Source organism: Hyphomonas atlantica corrig. (assembly GCF_000682715.1).
GTDB classification, from domain to species: Bacteria; Pseudomonadota; Alphaproteobacteria; order Caulobacterales; family Hyphomonadaceae; genus Hyphomonas; species Hyphomonas atlantica.
Genome location: NZ_AWFH01000062.1, coordinates 1 through 21026, shown reverse-complemented (window position 1 = coordinate 21026; position 21026 = coordinate 1). Strand labels below are relative to the sequence as shown.

Below are 21026 nucleotides of genomic sequence, written 5' to 3'. Positions count from 1 at the left end.
AAAAATACCGGCGCCTAACGGTAAGGCGCGTCGAGTTCCAGATTCTTGGCGATCAGCCGTTCCCAGCGATCTCCGTTCGCCAGCAGGCGGTCCTTGTCATAGAACAGCTCTTCGCGCGTCTCGGTCGCAAATTCGAAGTTCGGTCCCTCGACAATCGCATCGACCGGACACGCTTCCTGACAGAAGCCACAATAAATGCACTTCACCATGTCAATGTCGTAGCGCGTCGTGCGGCGAGCGCCATCCGCGCGCGGCTCAGCCTCAATCGTAATTGCCTGGGCCGGACAGATTGCCTCACACAGCTTGCATGCAATGCAGCGCTCTTCGCCGCTGGGATAGCGACGAAGCGCGTGCTCACCACGAAAACGAGGAGACAGCGGATTCTTTTCAAAAGGATAGTTCACAGTTGCTTTGCGCGAGAACATCTCCCGCACAGCGACAACAAGCGCACCGAGAAAGTCTGTGAGAAGCGCGCCGCGAATGGTTTGAGCCAGACTCATCACTGAACTCCCAAGTAGACGACGTAACCCGACACGATCAGGACGGCGACAAGCGAAGTGGGCAAGAAAATCTTCCAACCAAGGCGCATCAACTGATCGTAGCGGTACCGCGGAACAATTGCTTTCACCAATGCGAAGAGGATGAACAGGATCAGAATCTTGAACATGAACCAGAACAGGCCCGAAAACGCATTGATGAATGGGTGATCGCGTACAAACTCTTCGCCGAGCGAGAATGGACCATGCCAGCCGCCAAGGAACAGGATCGTCATCAGCGCGCACATCAGAACAATGTTTAGATACTCGCCGAGCATAAACAGCAGGTACGGGGTAGATCCGTACTCAACCTGATAGCCGGCCACTAGTTCGGACTCAGCCTCTGGAAGGTCGAATGGTGGACGGTTTGTCTCAGCAAGCGCGGATACAAAGAAGATCACGAACATCGGGAACATAACGACAATCAGCGGGAAATGCTGAAAGCTGAAGGCATGCCATGTCCAAATGCCACCTTCCTGAGCGTTGACGATATCCGTCAGGTTCATGGAACCGACAAGCAGGATAACTGTCACAATTACAAATCCGATGGACACCTCATAGGATACCATCTGAGCTGCAGACCGCAGGGCACCGAGAAACGGATACTTCGAGTTAGACGCCCAACCGCCCATGATGATGCCGTAGACACCCAACGAACTGATCGCAAACAAATACAATACACCGACATTGAGGTTTGAGATCACCCAGCTGGTACCGCTGACTGTGCCCGGCGCAACCGGAATCGCCGCCCATGCGGCAAACGCCAAAGTACATGTAAGAATTGGCGCGATCAGGAATACCGTCTTGTTCGCGCCGGCCGGTATGACGATCTCCTTGAGGAGGAACTTTCCGAAGTCGGCGAAAGACTGCATCAGGCCAAACGGCCCGACCACGTTGGGGCCCTTCCGCATCATCACGCCCGCCCAGACCTTTCGGTCCAGCAGTAGCAAGAAGGCGATCGACAAAAGCAATACAAGCGTAAACAGGCCGATCTGGCCAAGGACCATCAGCGGCCCCCAAAGTTGCCCAAGAGATTCGACGTAGTTACTCATGGCGCCGCCCTACTCCGCTGCTACCGGAGTGTCTAGCGCTGAGGCCAGCGCTGAACATTCGGCCATCGTCTTGGACGCCCGTGCAATCGGGTTCGTCAGGTAAAAATCGTCAAACACCGGACGGAATGTCGCGGTAGAAAGCGAACCTTCCACACCCTCCACGGGTGCCTTGAGGGCCTCAGCGCCCATCGCCCCGGGCGCAAATCCCAAGCCAGAGAAAACTGTACTTTCGCCTTCTGGACCGCGAAGCACATCTCTCAATGCCTCAGCGGTATCGTAAGGAAGGGTCTTGCCCATCACATCCGACAGGGCACGGAAAATCGCCCATCCTTCGCGAGCCTCGCCCTTTGGCTGCACGGCCCGGGAAGTCATTTGAACACGGCCTTCGGTGTTCACATAGGTCGCGGTCATCTCCGTGTAGGCTGCACTCGGCAAGATGATGTCCGCCCGAGCCGCTCCGGCATCGCCATGCGAGCCAACATAAATAACCGTCGAGCCGTCCAAACCGGACAAATTCACTTCGTCCGCGCCGAGCAACACGACCGTGTCCTTGCTTCCGGACAGGATCTCACCGGTAGCAGCCCCGCCGTCACCCGGCACGAAGCCTACATCCAGCGCACCCACTCGGCCCGCAGCAGTGTGGAGCACACCAAAGCCTGCCCATCCGTCCTGCACTGCGCCGATCTCATTTGCGAGTTTCAGTGCCTCCGCAAGAACGGCCCGCCCGCCCTCGCCACAAAGCGCCCCCTCACCCACAACGATCATCGGACGCTTGGCACCGGCCAGAACTTTTCCGAAATCAGTGTTGCGGATATCTGCAAGCGCCGAAGCACCGTCGCCGAGCCAGCTATGGTCATAGGTCAGGTCTGCAGCTTCGCCGATACGACCGATTTTCAAGTCAGCCCACAGCCAGGTCTTGCGGATGCGAGCGTTCCAGACTGCGGCTTCAACACGTGGGTTCGTCCCAATCAAAAGGAGCGCATCCGCGTCTTCAACGCCCGCGAGCGTCCCGTTGAGAATGTAACGCTCGCGCACGCCGTCTACACCATATTGTGCCCCCACTGGACGGCAATCTGTGCTCGCTACGCCGAGGCTACGGAACAGGTCGAGCGCCGCTTTTGCTTGTTCGACTTCGATCAGGTCACCTGCGACCACGCCAATCTTCTCAGCCGGAACCGAGAGAGCTGCTTTGACGGCCCCAAACGCTTCGCCCCAAGTGGCCGGCCGCAGCTTGCCATTCTCGCGAATGTAAGGCCTGTCGAGCCGCTGACGCGCGAGACCATCCCAGACAAAGCGCGACTTGTCGGAGAGCCACTCTTCATTGATGCCTTCGCTCACCTCAGGCAGGATGCGCATCACGCCATCGCCCTTCGCATCGACTCGGATGGCAGCGCCCATAGCGTCCATTACATCGATAGAGGACGTCTTGCGCAATTCCCACGGACGCGCATTGAACGCATATGGCTTGGAGGTGAGCGCGCCGACGGGGCAAAGGTCGATCACATTGCCCGAAAGTTCAGACGTGAGGCTTTTCTCAAGATAGGTTGTGATCTCTGCATTCTCGCCACGCGAAATCATGCCGAGTTCTTCAACGCCCGCTACCTCAGCCGCAAACCGAACACAGCGCGTACACTGAATACAGCGCGTCATGATCGTCTTGACCAGAGGCCCCATATTCTTGTCTTCAACCGCGCGCTTATTCTCATCATAGCGGCTGCCGGAGCGCCCATAGGCCATAGCCTGGTCCTGAAGGTCGCATTCACCACCCTGGTCGCAGATTGGGCAATCCAGCGGATGATTGATCAGCAGGAATTCCATCACACCATTGCGAGCCTTCTCCACATACGCACCCTTGGTGCGGATGTTCGGTGCAGACCCATCGCGATTAGGACGCATGTCGCCAACAGTCTGAGCGCAGGATGCAATCGGCTTCGGCGCACCTTCCCATTCGACGAGACACATACGGCAGTTACCGGCCACAGACAGGCGCTCGTGATAGCAGAAGCGCGGAATTTCGGCACCGGCCTCTTCGCACGCTTGCATCAACGTATACGAACGCGGGACCTCAATGTCATTGCCATCCACGTTCAGCTTGAAAAGATCGTCAGACATAATCTCTACTCCGCTGCCACAACTGCGCCCTGCACCATGGCGCGCGGCAGCCTGTATTGGTTGATGCGATCTTCGATTTCATGTCGGAAGTGGCGGATCAGCCCCTGAATCGGCCACGCCGCAGCGTCGCCCAGCGCACAGATCGTATGACCTTCCACTTGCTTCGTTACGTCGAGCAGAGTCTCGATCTCATCGTGCTCCGCCTCGCCCTTCACCATGCGCTCCATAACACGCCACATCCAGCCGGTGCCTTCCCGGCACGGCGTACATTGGCCGCATGATTCGTGCTTGTAGAAGTATGCCAGACGCGCGATCGCCTTGATCAGGTCTGTATCCTTGTCCATCACGATCACCGCTGCAGTGCCGAGACCGGATTTCAAGTCCCGCAGCGTATCGAAATCCATGTAGGCATCCATGATCTGTTCGGCGGGCACCATCGGCACCGACGAGCCACCAGGGATGACGGCCTTCAAATTGTCCCATCCACCCCGGATGCCACCACAATGATTGTCGATCAGCTCACGGAAGGTGACCGACATTTCTTCCTCGACATTGCACGGCTTGTTCACATGACCGGAGATGCAAAAGAGTTTTGTGCCGGTATTGTTCGGACGACCGAAGCCCGCAAACCATTCAGCGCCGCGGCGCAGAATAGTCGGCGCAACCGCAATCGACTCGACATTGTTCACCGTCGTTGGGCAGCCATAAAGTCCAGCATTGGCCGGGAATGGTGGCTTCAGGCGTGGCTGTCCCTTCTTGCCTTCGAGGCTCTCCAACAATGCCGTCTCTTCACCGCAAATATACGCGCCTGCACCGTGATGAACGTAGAGATCGAAGTCCCAACCGTTCACGTTATCCTTGCCAATCAACTTGGCTTCGTATGCCTCTTTGACCGCCTTCTCCAAGGCGTGGCGTTCATTGATGTATTCTCCGCGCAAGTACACATAGCATTTGTGTGCACGCATTGCGCGGCTAGCCACCATGCACCCTTCGATCAACAAGTGCGGATCGTGACGCATGATTTCACGGTCCTTGCACGTGCCTGGCTCGGATTCATCCGCATTGACCACGAGATAATGCGGACGGTCGCGCACTTCCTTGGGCATGAAGGTCCACTTCAGACCTGTCGGGAATCCCGCACCACCACGGCCGCGCAAACCCGATGCCTTGATCTGATCACAGATCCAATCCGGCCCTTGGTCCAGCATCTCCTTGGTCAGATGCCACGCACCACGCTTTTTCGCCGACTCAAGATCAGGCGAGTGCAAACCATAGAGGTTCGTGAAGATACGATCCTTGTCCTGCAGCATGCCCTATTCCTCGTCATCCTTGCTGGATTCAACTTCGCCAGCGTCGACACGCTTTGAAAAATCCGTCTCGCCTCCGGAGGCCAGTAGTTTTGCCTGACCAATCCAATCTTCGCGCTCGATCCGACCAGGGAAGCTCATATAGTCTTCCACCCAGTCGACATTTGCCGGTGTCCAGTCGGCGATCTGCTGGAATGTGAAGATACCAAGCGCGTTGAGCGCGTCTTCATTCTTCGGGCCGATCCCGCTGATCCGCTTGAGATCGTCACGCTGATCCGTCGGCACTTCGACCGCAGCAGGCTTTTCAGCACTTGCCGCATTCTGACCTTCTGAAGCCTTCTCGGTCTTGGAGATCAGCGTCGTCTTGCCAGCATTCTCCTTTTGCGGAACTTCGCGCTGCGTGTTTGTCGGCGCGCCTTCCTCGGGATTACCGGCTGCGGTCGCTTCGGGCTCTGGCTCAGCCGTTGGCAAGTTTGGCAAGAAGGCGACTTCGTTGCGCGAACCGTTAAACAGGTCTGGATCGGTCAAGATCGCCGTGCCGCCTTCAGGCGCACTATTGATCCGGTCTACTTGCGGTCCGGCGTGCGTCTCCACGCCATTCTTCAGCTTGTTGAGAATGACGGCGAGCGACTCTGGCGTCAGATCCTCATAGTAGTCATCATTGACCTGAACCATCGGCGCATTCACGCACGCACCCAAACATTCAACTTCTTCCCAGGAAAGGCGGCCGTCATCCGTGACGTACATTTGCTTGCCAATTTCTGTCTGGCAAACTTCCTTGAGTTTTTCGGCACCACGCAACTGACATGGCGTCGTCCCGCAAAGCTGGATATGGTATTTTCCGACCGGCTGCAGACGGAACATCGTGTAGAAGGTCGCGACCTCATACACGCGAATGTATGGCATTTCCAGACGATCCGCGACTTCGCGCATCGCAGGTTCGGACAGCCAGCCATTGTTGTCCTTCTGCGCAAGCCACAGCAGCGGAATTACAGCCGAGCGCTGTTTGTCGGACGGATATTTATTCCGCCAGAACGAGATCTTTTCCTCGGTCTCAGGCTTGAATGCGAATGTATCGCCACCAGCCTCAATATCAAAACGGCGCAGTGCCACTACTCGCCCCTTCTCGAAACAGTCGCGCCAACATTCCGCTTAGCGGAGGCGCGCAAAAATTTTGCCCAGATCGTGATCACCGGTCGATCTCCCCGAACACGATGTCCAGCGTACCTAGGATCGCCGATACATCCGCCAGCATATGCCCCTTGCAAAGATGATCCATCGCCTGCAGGTGCGGATAGCCCGGCGCACGTATCTTCGCGCGGTATGGCCGATTGGTTCCGTCAGAAACCAGATACACGCCGAACTCGCCCTTCGGGGCCTCGACCGCCGCGTAGCACTCGCCTTCGGGAACGTGAAACCCTTCCGTGTACAGCTTGAAGTGGTGGATTAGCGCTTCCATCGAATTCTTCATCTCGGCGCGGCGCGGTGGCGCCATTTTCGACCCCGCCAGCAGGACCGGGCCCGGCCCTTCTTTGGACATCAAATCGATGCACTGCTGCATGATCTTCACCGACTCGCGCATCTCCTCCATGCGGCAGACATAGCGATCATAGTTATCGCCATTGCGGCCAACCGGAATCTTGAAGTCGAGCTCCGAGTAGCACTCGTATGGCTGGGACCGACGCAGATCCCAGGCAAACCCGGATCCGCGCACCATCACACCGGAAAAGCCCCAGTCCATGATGGTTTTCTCATCAACGACGCCGATGTCGACATTGCGCTGCTTGAAGATACGGTTTTCGGTGACGAGGCTCTCAATCTGATCGAGCAGACGAGGAAAATGCTCACACCATTCTGCAATATCGTCGATCAGGTTCTGAGGTAGGTCCTGATGAACGCCCCCTGGACGGAAATAGGCTGCGTGCATCCGGCTGCCTGACGCTCGCTCGTAGAACACGCACAGTTTCTCACGCTCTTCGAAACACCAGGTAATCGGGGTCAGCGCACCGACATCCATCACCCCTGTCCCAACGTTCAACAGGTGTGACATGATCCGGCCAAGCTCGGAATAAAGCACACGAATCAAGCTCGCACGGCGCGGAACCTCAACGCCCAGAAGTTTCTCGATCGCCAGACACCAGGCATGCTCCTGGTTCATGGGTGAGCAGTAATCCAGCCGGTCGAAGTATGGCATACCTTGCAGGTAGGTCTTGTACTCCAGCAGCTTTTCAGTGCCACGGTGAAGCAAGCCAATGTGGCTGTCGACACGGGTAACGATCTCGCCATCGAGATCAAGGATCATGCGAAGCACGCCGTGCGCAGCAGGATGCTGCGGACCAAAGTTCAAAGTGAACTTGCGGTCTTCCATTTCAGAGATGTGCGCAGTGTCAGCCATTATTCGGTCGGCTCCTCGGCCTTCTCGTCACCGGGAATATGACCCGTCATACCTTCCCATGGTGAGAGGAAATCGAAATTGCGATACTCTTGCGGCAGCTCTACAGGCTCATACACGACGCGCTTTTCAAGATCGTCGTAACGCACCTCGTAGTGCCCTGTCAGCGGGAAGTCCTTGCGGAGCGGGAACCCTTCGAAGCCGTAATCAGTCAGAATTCGGCGCAAATCCGGATGGTCTGCGAACTGGATGCCGTACATATCGAAGGCTTCACGCTCGAACCAGTCAGCACATGGCCAGAGACTCGTAATGCTTGCAACCGGTGTATCTTCATCCGTGCTCACGCGCACGCGGATGCGATGATTCATGCGCATGGACAGAAGATGATAAACAACTTCAAAGCGTTCTGCATTCTCCGGATAATCAACACCGCAGATATCAATCAACGTCTCGAAGTTGCACTGCTGGTCATCCCGCAGAAAACGCAGCAGACCCAAGACATGATCGCGTTCGGCCATAATGGTAAGCTCGCCAACGTTAACATCGGCGGACTTCACAGCATCAGGCTGTCGGCCTGCGATATGCGCGCCCAATTCGGTAAGGGCTTCGATTGCTTCACTCGTCATCATGTCAGCCTCTAGCGCTCCAGGGAGCCTTCGCGGCGAATTTTCTTTTGCAACTGGAGGAAACCATAGACCAGCGCCTCCGCTGTCGGCGGGCAGCCCGGAATATAGATATCTACCGGCACGATGCGGTCGCATCCCCGCACAACACTGTAGCTGTAGTGGTAATAGCCACCACCATTCGCGCAGCTGCCCATCGAGATTACATAGCGCGGTTCCGGCATCTGGTCGTAAACCTTCCGCAACGCTGGAGCCATCTTGTTGGTCAGCGTTCCGGCGACGATCATGACGTCCGACTGGCGCGGCGAGCCACGCGGTGCCATCCCAAAACGCTCAAGGTCGTAGCGTGGGTTGCCCGCGTGCATCATCTCTACTGCGCAACATGCCAAGCCGAAGGTCATCCACATTAGTGACCCCGTGCGCGCCCAAGTGATCAGATCATCCGCCGCAGCGGTAAAATAGCCCTTATCGGCCAACTGGTCGGACAATCCGGTATAAAATGGATCATCATTTCCGGGCGCGAAGCCGCCCTCAACGCCAGTGCGGGCGCCGCCAAGAGCATAGGTCTTGAAATCGTCTGCCATTATTCCCACTCCAGCGCGCCGCGGCGCCATTCGTAAACAAACCCAATGGTCAGAACGCCGAGGAAACCAACCATCGACCAAAAACCAACGAGGCCGATTGTTCCGAGGCTAACGGCCCATGGAAACAGGAAAGCCACTTCGAGGTCGAAGATGATGAAAAGGATCGCGACGAGATAGAATCGCACGTCGAACTTCATCCGCGCATCATCGAATGCCGGGAATCCACATTCATAGGCTGAGTTCTTCTCCGGATCAGGATCGCTGGGCGCCAGTAGCGCAGAACCTGCAATGAACAGGCCCGAAATCACGGCGCCGATAACCAGGAAAATTATCACCGGCAAATAATCGAGCGCCAAGCGTTCAATTTCTGACATGTCACCTATTCTCCTGCCCCAAGGGTGGCTTGATCTGGCGCCGGATTAGGACGGTTTCGCTTATGGCGCAACAGACAGACGCAATATATCGCAGCGACTAAGTCTAGCTCGAATAATTGCCTAATTCACGGGCATGTTTCTGCGGCGGTGCGTCACGCCGAAAAGTTCCGCCAGATCAACAGCTAGCCTGCCAATTCCATGAATTTTCAAGCATTTTTGAGATTCATTCTCAAAATAATTACTGCGTCAACTGGACGCCGAGCATGTTGAGCGACTCAAACGTGACACGCCCCTCGGCCAGCCCGTTCTTACGCTGATACTCGCTCAACGAATTCAGGGTTGTCGGTCCCAGAACTCCGTCAATTTCAAGCTGGAATCCGGCCGTAGCCAAGGCCGCTTGAATGCGCCGGATGTCGCCAACGGAGAGCTGATCCTCGCATGGCGCATCTCGCCAGGAAAGAACGGCTTCACTGGCGGCGACCTTTTTTTCAATCGTGCGATAGGTAGCAGGAACGGACACAAACTCCTCTCGAGCCGGAGCCACTAACTCTTCTACTTGAACAATTTCGTATTCAGCAGGCTTGTGCACTTCCTCAATACGCGACGGCTCCACCACAACTCGCTTCACCAGCGTCTGATATTGCGCAGGAATAATGCGTGTTTCAGATCGCTCCGGCGTAACAATCCGCGTTCTCGTCACCGACTGGTACTCGGCGGGAACATCCACAGCCTCGAAGTAATCCTTCAAATCTGTCGAGCTACGCTCATCCAGCCCCAACGCCTCACCCAGATATTGCGGCTTTAACCGCCAAACCGTATGCGCTGGCTGAACGAGTATCTGCTCGGTGTAAGACTCATATTCTGCTGGAATTACAACGGTTTCAGTACGCTCAGGCTTGATCTGAACCTGTTCAGTGACCGTCTCATAGATTGCCGGCACTATATTATACTGAATTGTCGGAGCCTGGACCTGGAATTGCCTTTCCACAGATTCGTATTTAGGGGGCACGGTCTGGATTTCGGTGCGTTCCGGCTGGTCCAGTATCTGCTCTGTCACAATCTCGAACGTTGCTGGCACAACAACTGGAGCCTTGCATATGCGGGCATTTTCTTCGGCACGCATTTCTAGCGCCAGGAAGGAAATCGCCCCAATCACCAGCATAGACCTCACTGTCATCGCCGAACTCCTCGCGAAACCACGCCTGACTCGCCAAGAAATGCACCTATTTCGGCGACGAACCAAGTCATCGACGCCGCTGCGCAGCAATTGTCAAAGCAATTAGGCCTGCGATCCCTTGGAACAGGCACTGGTTTTATCTGGCTCAATCAGTATTAGAGGGCCGAACTCCCAGCGCCGAGGTAAAACATGATCCCCAGATACACCCGCCCCGAAATGGCAGCCATTTGGTCGCCCGAGTCGAAATTCGGCATCTGGCTGGAGATTGAGACGCTCGCCGCCGAAGCGATGGAGCAGAAAGGCCTTATCCCCGCAGGCGTCACCGCCGCTGTACGAGAGCGCGCCGGTTTCGATGTGGATCGTATTGATGAAATCGAACGTGAAGTAAAACACGACGTCATCGCCTTCCTCACCAATGTCGCCGAACATGTCGGCGAGGAAGCGCGCTTTCTCCACAAAGGCATGACATCTTCAGACGTTCTGGACACGTGTTTCAACGTCCAGCTCGTCCGCGCAACTGATCTGCTTCTGACGGGAGTGGATCGCGTCCTGGCTGCGTTGGAAAAGCGCGCATTCGAGCACAAACTCACGCCGACCATCGGTCGCAGCCACGGCATCCATGCCGAGCCGACGACATTTGGCGTCAAGCTCGCGACATTCCACGCAGAGTTCCAACGTGCCCGTAAACGCCTGGAGCTGGCACGGGAAGAAGTCGCGACCTGCGCCATATCAGGAGCGGTCGGGACGTTTGCCAACATCGACCCGGCCATTGAAGCACACGTTGCCAAAAAGCTGGGCCTGCAGGTAGAGCCCGTTTCCACGCAGATTATCCCACGCGATCGCCACGCAATGTTCTTCTCCGTGTTGGGCGTCATCGCATCCTCCATTGAGCGCCTGGCTACTGAGGTTCGCCACCTGCAGCGCACAGAAGTGCTTGAAGCCGAAGAATTTTTCTCGGCTGGCCAAAAAGGCTCCTCTGCGATGCCTCACAAGAGAAACCCGGTCCTTACAGAAAACCTTACCGGTCTCGCCCGGCTCGTTCGCTCGTCGGTTACGCCAGCGATGGAGAATGTCGCTCTTTGGCATGAACGTGACATTTCCCACTCATCCGTTGAACGCGGCATCGGCCCTGACGCAACCGTGCACCTTGATTTCGCGCTTCATCGCCTGGGCGGTGTTGTTGAGAATCTCGTGATTTATCCCGACGCCATGATCGGTACGATCAACAGCATGGGCGGGCTGCACAATTCCCAGCGGATTCTGCTCGCGCTCGTAGAAAAGGGCATCAGCCGAGAAGACAGCTATCGCCTCGTGCAACGCAATGCGATGCGCACCTGGAACAAGGAAGGTGATCTTCTTGACCTTCTTAAACAGGACGAAGAAGTCTCGTCTCGCCTGTCAGATGCCGAACTCGAAGACCTGTTCGATCTCGACTACCACTTCAAACAAGTCGATACGATCTTCGAACGGGTTTTCGGGCGCGCCTGATAGCGCCGTCTCAGGAAAATTGGCAGACGGCGCTCAGATTTTGCTGAGCGCCGTTTTTGCTTTGCTCGTCACGTCTGCCCACGCGCCGGATGAGACGTCTTTCTCCGTTGCGATCCATGACCCGCCAACTGCGACGACATTCGGCAACGCCAGATACTCTCCAGCATTGTCGGCACTCACTCCACCGGTTGGCATGAATTGCAAATGTGGCAGCGGCCCGGAAAGCGCCTTCAAGGCTGCCACGCCACCGGCAATCGCGGCGGGAAACAGCTTCAGCATGCCGAAGCCTTCCTCGTAGCGCGTCATCGCCTCACTCGCCGTCGCAACGCCCGGAATGGTGACATCCTTGTGATCGCCGAGCGCATCCAGCAGGCGCGGCGACATGCCCGGAGAAACCAGGAAGTCTGCCCCAGCAGCCAGCGAGTTCCTGACGTCTTCCCCTGTCAGAACCGTGCCCGCACCAACGATGAGTTCAGGACACGCTTTTTTCATTTCCTCAATGACCTTCAGACCGCTTGGTGTGCGCAACGTCACTTCCGCCGTCGTCAGGCCGCCCTCGACGAGCGCGTTGGCCAAGGGCGCAGCTGCCGCGACGTCAGGAACAACCAAAACCGGTACAATGGGCGCTTTGCTGGCGGCGGCCTTCAGGCCATCGAGCGAAGAATTCATGTCTGCATCTCCTGAGCATAATAGGCTGCCGCACCAATCAGTGGCGCTTCGGGATCGTGCATAAGGCGTACTGGACAATTCGCAAGGTAACCAGACATGGGGCCCCGTTCCCTGAATCGCGCTATCGCCTCCGGTCGCCGGAGATAATCGACAATTCTCTCCGTCACGCCGCCAGCAAGCACAATGCCTCCAAGCGCGCCGTTCGCCAGGGCCAAGTCTCCTACTGCACCCATCACAGCTTTGGCGCGCATTGCTATGAGTTGGTCGAACATTTCATCCCCGGCATCCGCTCGCTTTCGCATGTCTTCCGGGGACACGTCTTCCATGTCGCGTCCGAACACTTCGCAGAACGCACTATGGACGTATTCGAGCCCCATGCCTGAAGCGACCAGTTCATTTGACACGTAGCCCTGATCACGCATCAGCACGCTCGCAACGTCGAATTCGAGCGTGTCTCGGGGAGCGTAGGCGATGTGACCACCCTCGCCCGTCAAGACACGCCAAGCGTCATCACCAAGCGGAAATAGTGTGGCCACGCCAAACCCAGTCCCTGGCCCAGCGACGATTACCGGCAGATCGGGCTTCTCTTCGCCGGTCAGCACTTCCTCGAAATAGTCAGGGGAGTGTTCCGGCACAGAACGTGCCATTGCTGTGAAATCATTGATGATCTGAACATCATCAAATTCAAATCGGTCGCACAGGCGTTTTGCGGACACCTGCCAGTTCCGGTTGGTAAGCTCCACTTCTCCGCCCTGCACTGGCCCCGCCATTGCAAAGCACGCCTGCTTCGGGGTTAGACCGGTATCGTCGAAATATTGCTGCAGCGCGGCGTCGAAAGTATCGAAATTGTCGCCGGCCAATTTCGCAAACTCTTCTATTTCAATCTTTCCGTCGGCCCGTTTGGCGAGCGCGAACCTGACATTGGTTCCCCCAACATCCCCGACCAATACCCGGTCACCCATACGTCAGTCTCCCCGGCCGGAAAATTTGAAGTGACTCGCACCATTGGCTGCAGGCCCGGCCAATTCCCGGAAGTATGTGAACATCTCTCTCCCCAGGCCCATGCCGCTATCGTTCGGGCGATACTCGTCAGCAGAGCGCGCCTCGAATTCAACCGGATCAACCTTGATATCCAATACGCCCCGTTCCGCATCGAAGACGATCACGTCTCCGTCGCGCACTTTCGCGATTGGCCCACCGCGAGAGCCTTCGGGGCTGACATGAATTGCAGATGGCACCTTGCCGCTTGCGCCAGACATTCGGCCATCGGTGACAAGCGCGACCTTGAACCCACGGTCTTGCAGCACAGCAAGAGGCGGTGTCAGCGTGTGCAGCTCTGGCATTCCATTTGCCGCGGGCCCCTGAAAGCGAACGATTGCGATAAAATCACGCTCAAGCTGTCCCGCATCAAACGCGGCCTTCAAGGCTTCCTGGGAATCAAAGACGATTGCGGGCGCCTCGACAACGCGATGCTCTGGCTTGACGGCTGACACCTTGCTGACGCCCAGACCAATCGGCCCGTCCATCATGCGCAGCCCGCCATCCTTCGAGAAAGGATCTGATACCGGACGAAGTATATCGGTATTCGCACTTTCTTCAGGTGCCAGCCTCCAGGAAAGTACGCCATCGTTCAAGTATGGCTCAACCCCGTATTCCGAGATCGGCCCCGCGACGCCCATTGCACTGCCGTCCATAAGACCTGCTGCCAGCAACTCGCGCACCAGAAAGCCCATGCCGCCTGCAGCGTGAAAATGGTTCACGTCTGCCGGTCCATTCGGGTAGACACGCGCCAACAGAGGTGTCACCGCGCTGATGTCGGCAAAATCCTCAAGCGTCAGAATAATGCCCGCCGCCGCTGCCATAGCAGGAAGGTGAAGAGCGTGATTGGTGGATCCACCCGTAGCCATCAGCCCCACCACAGCATTCACAACCGAGCGCTCGTCTACCATCTCGCCAGCGGGAAGGTACGCGTCACCTTGCGCGTGAAGCATCGCAATTCTTTGTGTTGCTGCGCGTGTCAGCGCTTCGCGAACTGGCGTACCTGGATTTGCAAACGCCGCGCCCGGCAGATGGAAGCCCATCACTTCCATGAGCATCTGATTTGAGTTCGCGGTTCCGTAGAACGTGCAAGTGCCCTGGGTGTGGTAACTTTCAGACTCCGCCTTCAAAAGCGCGTCACGACCGACCTTGCCTTCCGCAAAGAGTTGCCGGACACGTTGCTTCTCCGGATTGGGAAGACCGGATGGCATCGGGCCGGCCGGCACGAAAATGGAAGGAATCCACCCAAACCGCAACGCAGCAATCACCAGACCCGGAACAATCTTGTCGCACACGCCCAAATGCATCGCGCCATCGAACACATCATGGCTAAGCCCGATTGCCGATGCCATCGCGATAACATCTCGGGAGAACAACGAAAGCTCCATACCCGTGAAGCCTTGTGTAACCCCGTCACACATCGCGGGCACGCCACCCGCAACCTGCGCAATGGCGTTCACCTCTCGCGCAGCATTTCGAATGATCTCGGGATAGTCCTGATACGGCGCATGAGCTGACAACATGTCGTTGTACGCAGTAATAATGCCGATATTGGGCCAGCCTGCACCCAGTATCTGGGTTTTTTCAATGACAGCGCACCCAGCAGATGCATGCGCAAGACTGCTTTCAGACATACGGCGACGGGCAAAATCTGATGGTCGTCGACCACGGATCATTTCCAGGTAAGCTTGCCGCGAATCCCGAGACCGCTCCCGGATACGTTCTGTTATTTCAACTATGCGTGGATTCATTTTTGTCATCATGCTGCCCATACGACCGTCAGGCGCGGCCCTAGCTTGTCGATTGCGTGCCGAACCGGCATTTCCTCTACCGGTGAAGACAAGGCTTTATCGTACACATCTTTTTTTGAAGCGCCGAAAATCAGAAGGATAGCGGATGCCGCTTCCGTTACTGCGCGACCAGTGAGGGTCATGCGCTGCGTATGATTGCCCGCGACCGGGCACCCCTCCGCATTGATCGCGGCGATCACCGCACTGCTTTCAAGTGCTTCTGCCACTCCACCAGAGTTTGGAAACCAACTGGCTGTGTGTCCGTCCTCTCCCATCCCCAGAAGTACGACGTCCGCAGGCTCACAATGAGGGCCATATGCGCGATGTCTATCCTCCACGGCAGTTTGCGGTGCGTCACCCAGTGTTTTCATCGGAAGGAAGCCGGCCGCGCCTGCCTGACCCTTTAACAGCCGATTTCTGACCAGACGCTCATTCGACGCTTCGTCCTCCGGGTTCACCCACCGCTCGTCCACCAGACCGACAATCACGCGCGACCAATCCAGCCCGGTTTCGGTCAGCGCATCAAACACACCGCCAGGTGTCGATCCGCCAGATACCATGAGAGAAGCAGTCGCCTTGGATTCAAGCGCTTTTGTAAGCCCACCCTGAATAAAACGCGTTGCAAATTGCGTCGCCTCTTCACGGCTATTGAACGACAGGAACTCATGCGAGAGACTCATCACGATCCCTCCCACCAAGCCCGCCCATCGCGGTCCATCATCATTGCCGCCGCGAGTGGACCGTCCGATCCTGCAGAATAGTTCTCAGGCCTGTCACCCGATTGCTCCCAGGCTTCGATCAATCCATCGACCCAGGTCCAAGCCGCCTCGACTTCATCCTTTCGCATGAACAAAGACAGGTTGCCGCGAACCACATCCATCAGAAGCCGCTCATACGCATCCGGATACCGGACGGTAAAACTCTCAGCATACGACAAGTTGAGGGGAAGAGACTTTACCCGCAGGCCACCTGGGCCCGGCTCCTTGATCTGCACGAACAGTCTGACACCCTCATCAGGTTGAAGACGAATGACCAGGCGGTTGGCGCTTTCATAGCCCTCCCCAAAGATCGAATGCGGGGTCGGCTTGAACTGAATGACGATGTCCGAATGCCGGTGGGACATGCGTTTGCCTGTGCGCAGGTAAAACGGCACACCAGACCAGCGCCAATTATCAATGCTTGCCTTGATAGCCACAAAAGTCTCAGTCGCGCTGTCAGCATCCGAGCTGAGTTCATCAAGATAGCCTTTCACTGGCTTTCCGTCTTTTACACCAGCCTTGTACTGCCCCCGCACCGTCAGCTTTTTGGCAGAATCTCCGGAGATCGGCACAAGCGCGCTTAGTACCTTGATCTTCTCGGTACGCACATCATCATCTTCGAGCTTGTTGGGCGGCTCCATGGCGGTGAGGCATAACAGCTGCAGCATATGGTTTTGCACCATGTCACGCAGTGCGCCGGACTTGTCATAATAGTCCGCGCGCCCTTCAAGCCCCAAATCTTCCGCAACTGTGATCTGGACGTGATCAACATAGTTGCGCGACCAGATCGGCTCGAACAGCATATTGGCAAATCGGAGAACCATCAGGTTCTGCACCGTCTCCTTGCCAAGATAATGGTCGATACGGAACACCTGCCGTTCTGCGTAAACCTTGGCGACGCCATCATTAATCGCCTTGGCGGATTCAAGATCTGTCCCGATGGGTTTTTCGAGAACGACACGCATGTTTTCCTCGGCCAGCCCGGCCTTGCCCAACGCCTCACAAATCTGGACATACAGGCGGGGCGATGTGGCGAGATAGAAAACACACGGACGCGCGTCATCCAGAGTGAGGAACGATTTCAGCGTCGCCCAGTCCGCATCTTCCTGAGTTGCATCGATTGAAACATAGTGGATCAGCTTCTCGAACCTGGCCCACTCCTTAGAATCCCAATTATCTCCTGATGCCGCCTCGCACGCCTCTTTCGCCATCTGGCGATAGGCCTTTGTATCCATCTCGCTACGCGCGGTTCCGACGATGCAGCTGGTTTCAGGAATCTGACCATCAAGCCAGCGATGAAACAGCGCCGGCAACAATTTGCGCCGAGACAAATCTCCTGTTCCACCAAAAATAACGATGTCGAATGGATCGACGGGTATGAACTTTGCCATCAGGCAGTCTCCACAATAGTCGGAAAAAATGCGGGGCGGGCTAGCGTCATCTACGTACAGTTCGCGAGAAGTTTCCAGTATCCCCGGCCTTCTTTACGGCCCAGCGAGCCATATGCGTGAATTGGCGAACAGATTTGACAGTCATTTGTCCATGCCTCCCCGGCAGATACCATTCACTGCAAAATTTGCAGCGTTCGCAACCACAGGTATGGACGATACACCATAACTTGTGACAACGTTGTTTTACGGGGTTCATAAGCGGAGGAAGCATAGGATGTCCAGCTCTAGAACGCGGTTGGAAGATTTGGCCGCCATTGCGGGCGTCTCAATCGCAACGGTATCGCGCGCACTGAACAACAGTCCAGCCGTGAATGATGAGACAAAGCGCCGGGTCTGGAAGATTGCTCGCGATCACAATTACAATTTCCGGCCATCCATGCCCGCCCTCATGTCAGGCGCTGCTGCGACCATTGCAGTTGTCGTCCCAACGCTTGCCGGTCGCCAGACCGAAGTGTCGGATCCGTTCTTTCAGGAACTGATTGGTGGCTTGAGCGAGGCGGGCCGCTCAGCAGGATGCGACGTGTTGATCTCTTACCTGACACCAAAAAACCAGGATGATCTTGCTTCAATCATGACGGCCAATCGCGCGGAGGGAGTCATTTTCCTGGGGCAAAGCTTCCTGCACGAGCGCTTCAATCGACTCGCCGAAACTGAAAAACGTTTCATCGTCTGGGGCGCGGAGATTCCAGGACAAAAGTACTGTTCGATCGGTTCAGACAATATTGGCGGCGGGAACAAGGCGACGACTCACCTAATTAATCTCGGTCGACGGCGCCTTGCATTTGTCGGCGACACATCAAACACGGAAATCAATCAACGCTACGAAGGATACGTTGCCGCGCATCGTCGTGCCGATCTTGAAGTGGACCCCGACCTCACTCTCCAGGCAGGATTTGACGTGGAGTCATCAGAGGCCGCGATCACCAGTCTGCTCGAACGCGGCATTCCCTTCGACGCGGTCGTCGCCGGTAATGATCTGATTGCGATGGCGGCCATTCGCTGCCTGACCCGAGAGGGACTCAAGGTTCCGTCTGACGTTTCAGTTGTCGGATACGACGACCTGCAACTGTCAGCCTATGGACACCCGTCGCTAACGACAATTTCACAGGATCCGACACGCGCGGGACGGGTCATGGTCGCAAAGCTGATCGCCACCGGCGAAAACGGCGCCATGAGGTCCGAACGGCTACCGACCGACCTGATCGTGAGGGAATCCTGCGGACTCAACTAGATTCGAGACACACGACACGAAAACGGCGGCAAGCCCCCTAGGCTTGAACCCTGCATTCCGACAGCGAACAAAACGTCTTCCGGTTCAGCGAGTGAGACAGAACTGTCCTGCTCAGCGGGCCCCAGATTAAACACGCATTCTACGGTCTCACTTTCGATGCTCCGCCGGAAAACCAGAATATCGCCTTCGGCCACATCGATTCGAATATCGCCGATGCGCAACGCTGGCGACTCTGAACGAACCTTTGCCAGCATGCGCGTGAAGTTGAGCACAGAATCGGCCTGCGCTTCCTGGACGGCCACCGCACGTTCACCATGCCCTTGCCCGATGGGCAGCCATGGCTTCGAGCTGCTGAACCCGCAATTCGCGGAATCACCATTCCACGGCATTGGCGTACGCGCGCCATCACGTCCCAGGGTTCGAGGCCAGTTCGCAATCGCTTCAGGGTCTTGCAGGTCTTCAAAGGCTATAACAGCCTGCGGCAGCCCCAACTCTTCTCCCTGATACAGAATTGGATTGCCCCGCATGCAATAAAGGAGCGCGTTGGTAAGCTTTGCGCGGACATTGATATCCGCCTCGCTCAGCCAGCGACTGATGCAGCGCGGTGCGTCATGATTTGAGAAAGCCCAGGACGGCCAGCCTTCCCCTGCACTGCCCAGCCAATTGCGCTGTGAACGCGCGAATATCTCTGCCGTCAGATTTCCAGCGTAGAGGAAATCGAAATTGTAGGCGGAATGCAAATGCGCCTCTCCAGCCGTGTAGGCCCGCATCTCTTCCAGCGGATCCGTTCCAGGAACTTCTGCCACAGAAAAGATGTCGCCATACTCATCCATCAATGACCGCAAGCGGCGCAGGAATGCGGGCAAGTCGGGATGGGATTGGTTGTATATGTGCTCCTGCAGATCGAAGGGACGCGATATCACATCGGGTCTGCGCTGTTTCGGTGGATTATCTCGAAACTCTGGATCAAACAGCGCGAAATTAAGGGCGTCCAGCCTGAATCCATCAACCCCGCGATCAAGCCAGAACCGCATCACTTCCAGCAACGCCCCCTGAACGCTCGCATTGTGCAGATTGAGCTGCGGCTGGCTCGGCAGGAAATTGTGCATGTAATATTGCTGTCGACGCGCATCCCAGGTCCATGAAGGCCCGCCAAACACCGCCTGCCAATTGTTGGGCGGACTACCATCAGGCTTTGGGTCTCGCCACACATACCAGTCCGATCGGTCATTTGATCGGTCCTGCCTGCTTTCCGCGAACCACGCGTGCGCGTCCGACGTGTGGGCGTATACCTGATCTATGATGACCTTGAGGCCTAATCGGTGCGCCTTGTCCAAAAGGCGATCGAAATCGGCAAGGGAGCCGAAGACAGGATCGATGTTGCAATAATCGGCGACATCGTACCCAAAATCCTTCATCGGCGATGTGAAGAAGGGCGATATCCAGATCCCATCCACGCCAAGGGACGCAACATGTTCCAACCGGCTGGTAATGCCGGACAGGTCACCAACCCCGTTTCCGGTCGTATCCTGATACGAACGCGGATAAATTTGATAGAGAACGGCACCCTTCCACCAAGGCTGATCGAAAGATCTCGGTGATCGCTGTGTCATGTTCCCGTCCAAATCATGCATTGCCCATCAACAATCGCATGGCATCAAAAATAAGCAATCAGCGCCCGCTTGTGGACGACCAATCATGACGGTGAACTGGAAGACGCCTGGCAGGGGCAGCAGGACTCGAACCCGCGACCCTCGGTTTTGGAGACCGATGCTCTACCAACTGAGCTATACCCCTTCAGGCGAAACAGCGGTTTGCCTCAATTGAAGACATGCCGCAAGACTAGAGGTTCAGCCTCAGGAGAAAAACTGTGACCCGCATTCCCTATCCCGAAGCCGAAGCGCTCCCGGAAGACACAAAATTGCAGTTGGAGAAGCTTGCGCCGCTCAATATCTTCCGAATGTTGTCGCATGCTCCTCACCTGTTGAAGCCCTTCGTCGGCATGGGCACAGCTTTTCTTCAGAATGGCAAACTGGATCCGGTGACGCGCGAATGCGTAATTCTTCGGGTCGGTTATCTCTCTCATGCGAAGTACGAAACCACTCAGCACGAAGCGATCGGGCTTGCCGTTGGCATGGACGCAGATTTGATCGAGGCCGTCAAAGCGGGCCCATCCTCCGAGGGCCTCAGCCACGAACAGAAGCTCGCCCTGACCTTCACTGACCATCTCGTTACCCATCCACATCCCTCCGATGGAGCACTGAAACCGGTCCTCAAACATTTCGGAGCCGAGCTACTGGAAGAACTCGTCTTGCTGATCGGATACTACATGATGGTCTGCCGTTTCCTCGAGACATTTGGGGTCGAAGTCGAAGAGGGCGGCCCCAAAGGCACGGAAATCAAACTGGACTAACGCCCCCCAAGAAAAAAGGCCGCCCCGGATG

The 21026-nt window shown here is 56.4% G+C and carries 19 protein-coding genes and 1 tRNA gene; 3 read left to right on the top strand and 17 right to left on the bottom strand.

From position 1 onward, the window contains the following. Positions 1-14 precede the first annotated feature (14 nt). From nuoI to HY36_RS16010, 10 genes are all read right to left on the bottom strand, one after another. Positions 15-500: an NADH-quinone oxidoreductase subunit NuoI gene (gene nuoI / locus HY36_RS16055; protein ID WP_035555012.1), complete on the bottom strand. Its 486-nt coding sequence runs from the start codon at positions 498-500 to the stop codon at positions 15-17. Continuing rightward, positions 500-1588 carry an NADH-quinone oxidoreductase subunit NuoH gene (gene nuoH, locus HY36_RS16050; protein ID WP_035555009.1) on the bottom strand — a complete coding sequence of 363 codons (1089 nt, stop codon included), beginning with the start codon at positions 1586-1588 and terminating at the stop codon, positions 500-502. The genes nuoI and nuoH overlap by 1 nt, the downstream gene beginning before the upstream one ends. A 9-nt stretch (positions 1589-1597) precedes the next feature. Then, complete coding sequence (nuoG, locus tag HY36_RS16045; protein WP_035555006.1) at positions 1598-3700, bottom strand: NADH-quinone oxidoreductase subunit NuoG; 2103 nt, start codon at positions 3698-3700, stop codon at positions 1598-1600. Positions 3701-3705: 5 nt separating this feature from the next. Continuing rightward, on the bottom strand, positions 3706-5010 hold the full coding sequence (gene nuoF / locus HY36_RS16040; protein WP_035555003.1) for an NADH-quinone oxidoreductase subunit NuoF: 1305 nt from the start codon (positions 5008-5010) through the stop codon (positions 3706-3708). Between the two features lie 3 nt (positions 5011-5013). Next, on the bottom strand, positions 5014-6120 hold the full coding sequence (gene nuoE / locus HY36_RS16035; protein ID WP_035555001.1) for an NADH-quinone oxidoreductase subunit NuoE: 1107 nt from the start codon (positions 6118-6120) through the stop codon (positions 5014-5016). Between the two features lie 76 nt (positions 6121-6196). Beyond that, positions 6197-7402: an NADH-quinone oxidoreductase subunit D gene (locus HY36_RS16030; protein WP_035554998.1), complete on the bottom strand. Its 1206-nt coding sequence runs from the start codon at positions 7400-7402 to the stop codon at positions 6197-6199. Beyond that, entirely contained in the window at positions 7402-8028 is a 627-nt protein-coding gene (locus HY36_RS16025) for an NADH-quinone oxidoreductase subunit C (RefSeq protein ID WP_241764241.1), read from the bottom strand. The genes HY36_RS16030 and HY36_RS16025 overlap by 1 nt, the downstream gene beginning before the upstream one ends. Positions 8029-8036: 8 nt before the next feature. Further along, positions 8037-8606 (bottom strand): NuoB/complex I 20 kDa subunit family protein, encoded by a 570-nt coding sequence (locus HY36_RS16020; protein WP_035554996.1) that lies wholly within the window; start codon positions 8604-8606, stop codon positions 8037-8039. After that, complete coding sequence (locus tag HY36_RS16015) at positions 8606-8980, bottom strand: NADH-quinone oxidoreductase subunit A (RefSeq protein ID WP_035554994.1); 375 nt, start codon at positions 8978-8980, stop codon at positions 8606-8608. The genes HY36_RS16020 and HY36_RS16015 overlap by 1 nt, the downstream gene beginning before the upstream one ends. A 238-nt stretch (positions 8981-9218) precedes the next feature. Continuing rightward, positions 9219-10142, bottom strand: coding sequence for a peptidoglycan-binding domain-containing protein (locus HY36_RS16010; RefSeq protein WP_051602891.1), 924 nt, complete (start codon positions 10140-10142; stop codon positions 9219-9221). A 204-nt stretch (positions 10143-10346) separates the two neighbouring features. Here HY36_RS16010 and purB point away from each other — a divergent pair, with 204 nt between their 5' ends. Continuing rightward, positions 10347-11645 (top strand): adenylosuccinate lyase, encoded by a 1299-nt coding sequence (gene purB / locus HY36_RS16005; RefSeq protein ID WP_035554991.1) that lies wholly within the window; start codon positions 10347-10349, stop codon positions 11643-11645. A 33-nt stretch (positions 11646-11678) separates the two neighbouring features. On the opposite strand, the gene HY36_RS16000 is transcribed toward purB, so the two are convergent. Genes HY36_RS16000 through zwf form a run of 5 tightly spaced genes read right to left on the bottom strand, consistent with a single transcriptional unit; the run spans position 11679 to position 17291 of the window. After that, a complete protein-coding gene (locus tag HY36_RS16000; protein WP_035554988.1) occupies positions 11679-12314 on the bottom strand; it encodes a bifunctional 4-hydroxy-2-oxoglutarate aldolase/2-dehydro-3-deoxy-phosphogluconate aldolase in 636 nt (211 codons plus the stop codon). Further along, positions 12311-13276, bottom strand: coding sequence for a glucokinase (locus tag HY36_RS15995; RefSeq protein ID WP_035554985.1), 966 nt, complete (start codon positions 13274-13276; stop codon positions 12311-12313). Before HY36_RS15995 ends, HY36_RS16000 begins: the two co-directional genes overlap by 4 nt. Positions 13277-13279: 3 nt before the next feature. Beyond that, positions 13280-15112 (bottom strand): phosphogluconate dehydratase, encoded by a 1833-nt coding sequence (gene edd / locus HY36_RS15990; RefSeq protein ID WP_035555334.1) that lies wholly within the window; start codon positions 15110-15112, stop codon positions 13280-13282. Then, a complete protein-coding gene (gene pgl, locus HY36_RS15985; protein ID WP_035554982.1) occupies positions 15112-15822 on the bottom strand; it encodes a 6-phosphogluconolactonase in 711 nt (236 codons plus the stop codon). The genes edd and pgl overlap by 1 nt, the downstream gene beginning before the upstream one ends. Then, complete coding sequence (gene zwf, locus HY36_RS15980; protein ID WP_035554978.1) at positions 15822-17291, bottom strand: glucose-6-phosphate dehydrogenase; 1470 nt, start codon at positions 17289-17291, stop codon at positions 15822-15824. The genes pgl and zwf overlap by 1 nt, the downstream gene beginning before the upstream one ends. A gap of 274 nt (positions 17292-17565) precedes the next feature. On the opposite strand from zwf, the gene HY36_RS15975 reads away from it, so the two are divergent. Then, positions 17566-18582, top strand: coding sequence for a LacI family DNA-binding transcriptional regulator (locus tag HY36_RS15975; RefSeq protein WP_035554975.1), 1017 nt, complete (start codon positions 17566-17568; stop codon positions 18580-18582). On the opposite strand, the gene HY36_RS15970 is transcribed toward HY36_RS15975, so the two are convergent. Both HY36_RS15970 and HY36_RS15965 read right to left on the bottom strand, forming a co-directional pair. Continuing rightward, positions 18579-20195, bottom strand: coding sequence for an alpha-glucosidase (locus tag HY36_RS15970; protein ID WP_035555333.1), 1617 nt, complete (start codon positions 20193-20195; stop codon positions 18579-18581). The two genes, HY36_RS15975 and HY36_RS15970, sit on opposite strands and share 4 nt — an antisense overlap. 108 nt (positions 20196-20303) lie before the next feature. Next, a tRNA-Trp gene (locus tag HY36_RS15965) sits at positions 20304-20379 on the bottom strand. 73 nt (positions 20380-20452) lie between these two features. Here HY36_RS15965 and HY36_RS15960 point away from each other — a divergent pair. Continuing rightward, positions 20453-20995 (top strand): carboxymuconolactone decarboxylase family protein, encoded by a 543-nt coding sequence (locus tag HY36_RS15960; protein ID WP_051602890.1) that lies wholly within the window; start codon positions 20453-20455, stop codon positions 20993-20995. The last annotated feature ends 31 nt before the right edge of the window (positions 20996-21026 follow it).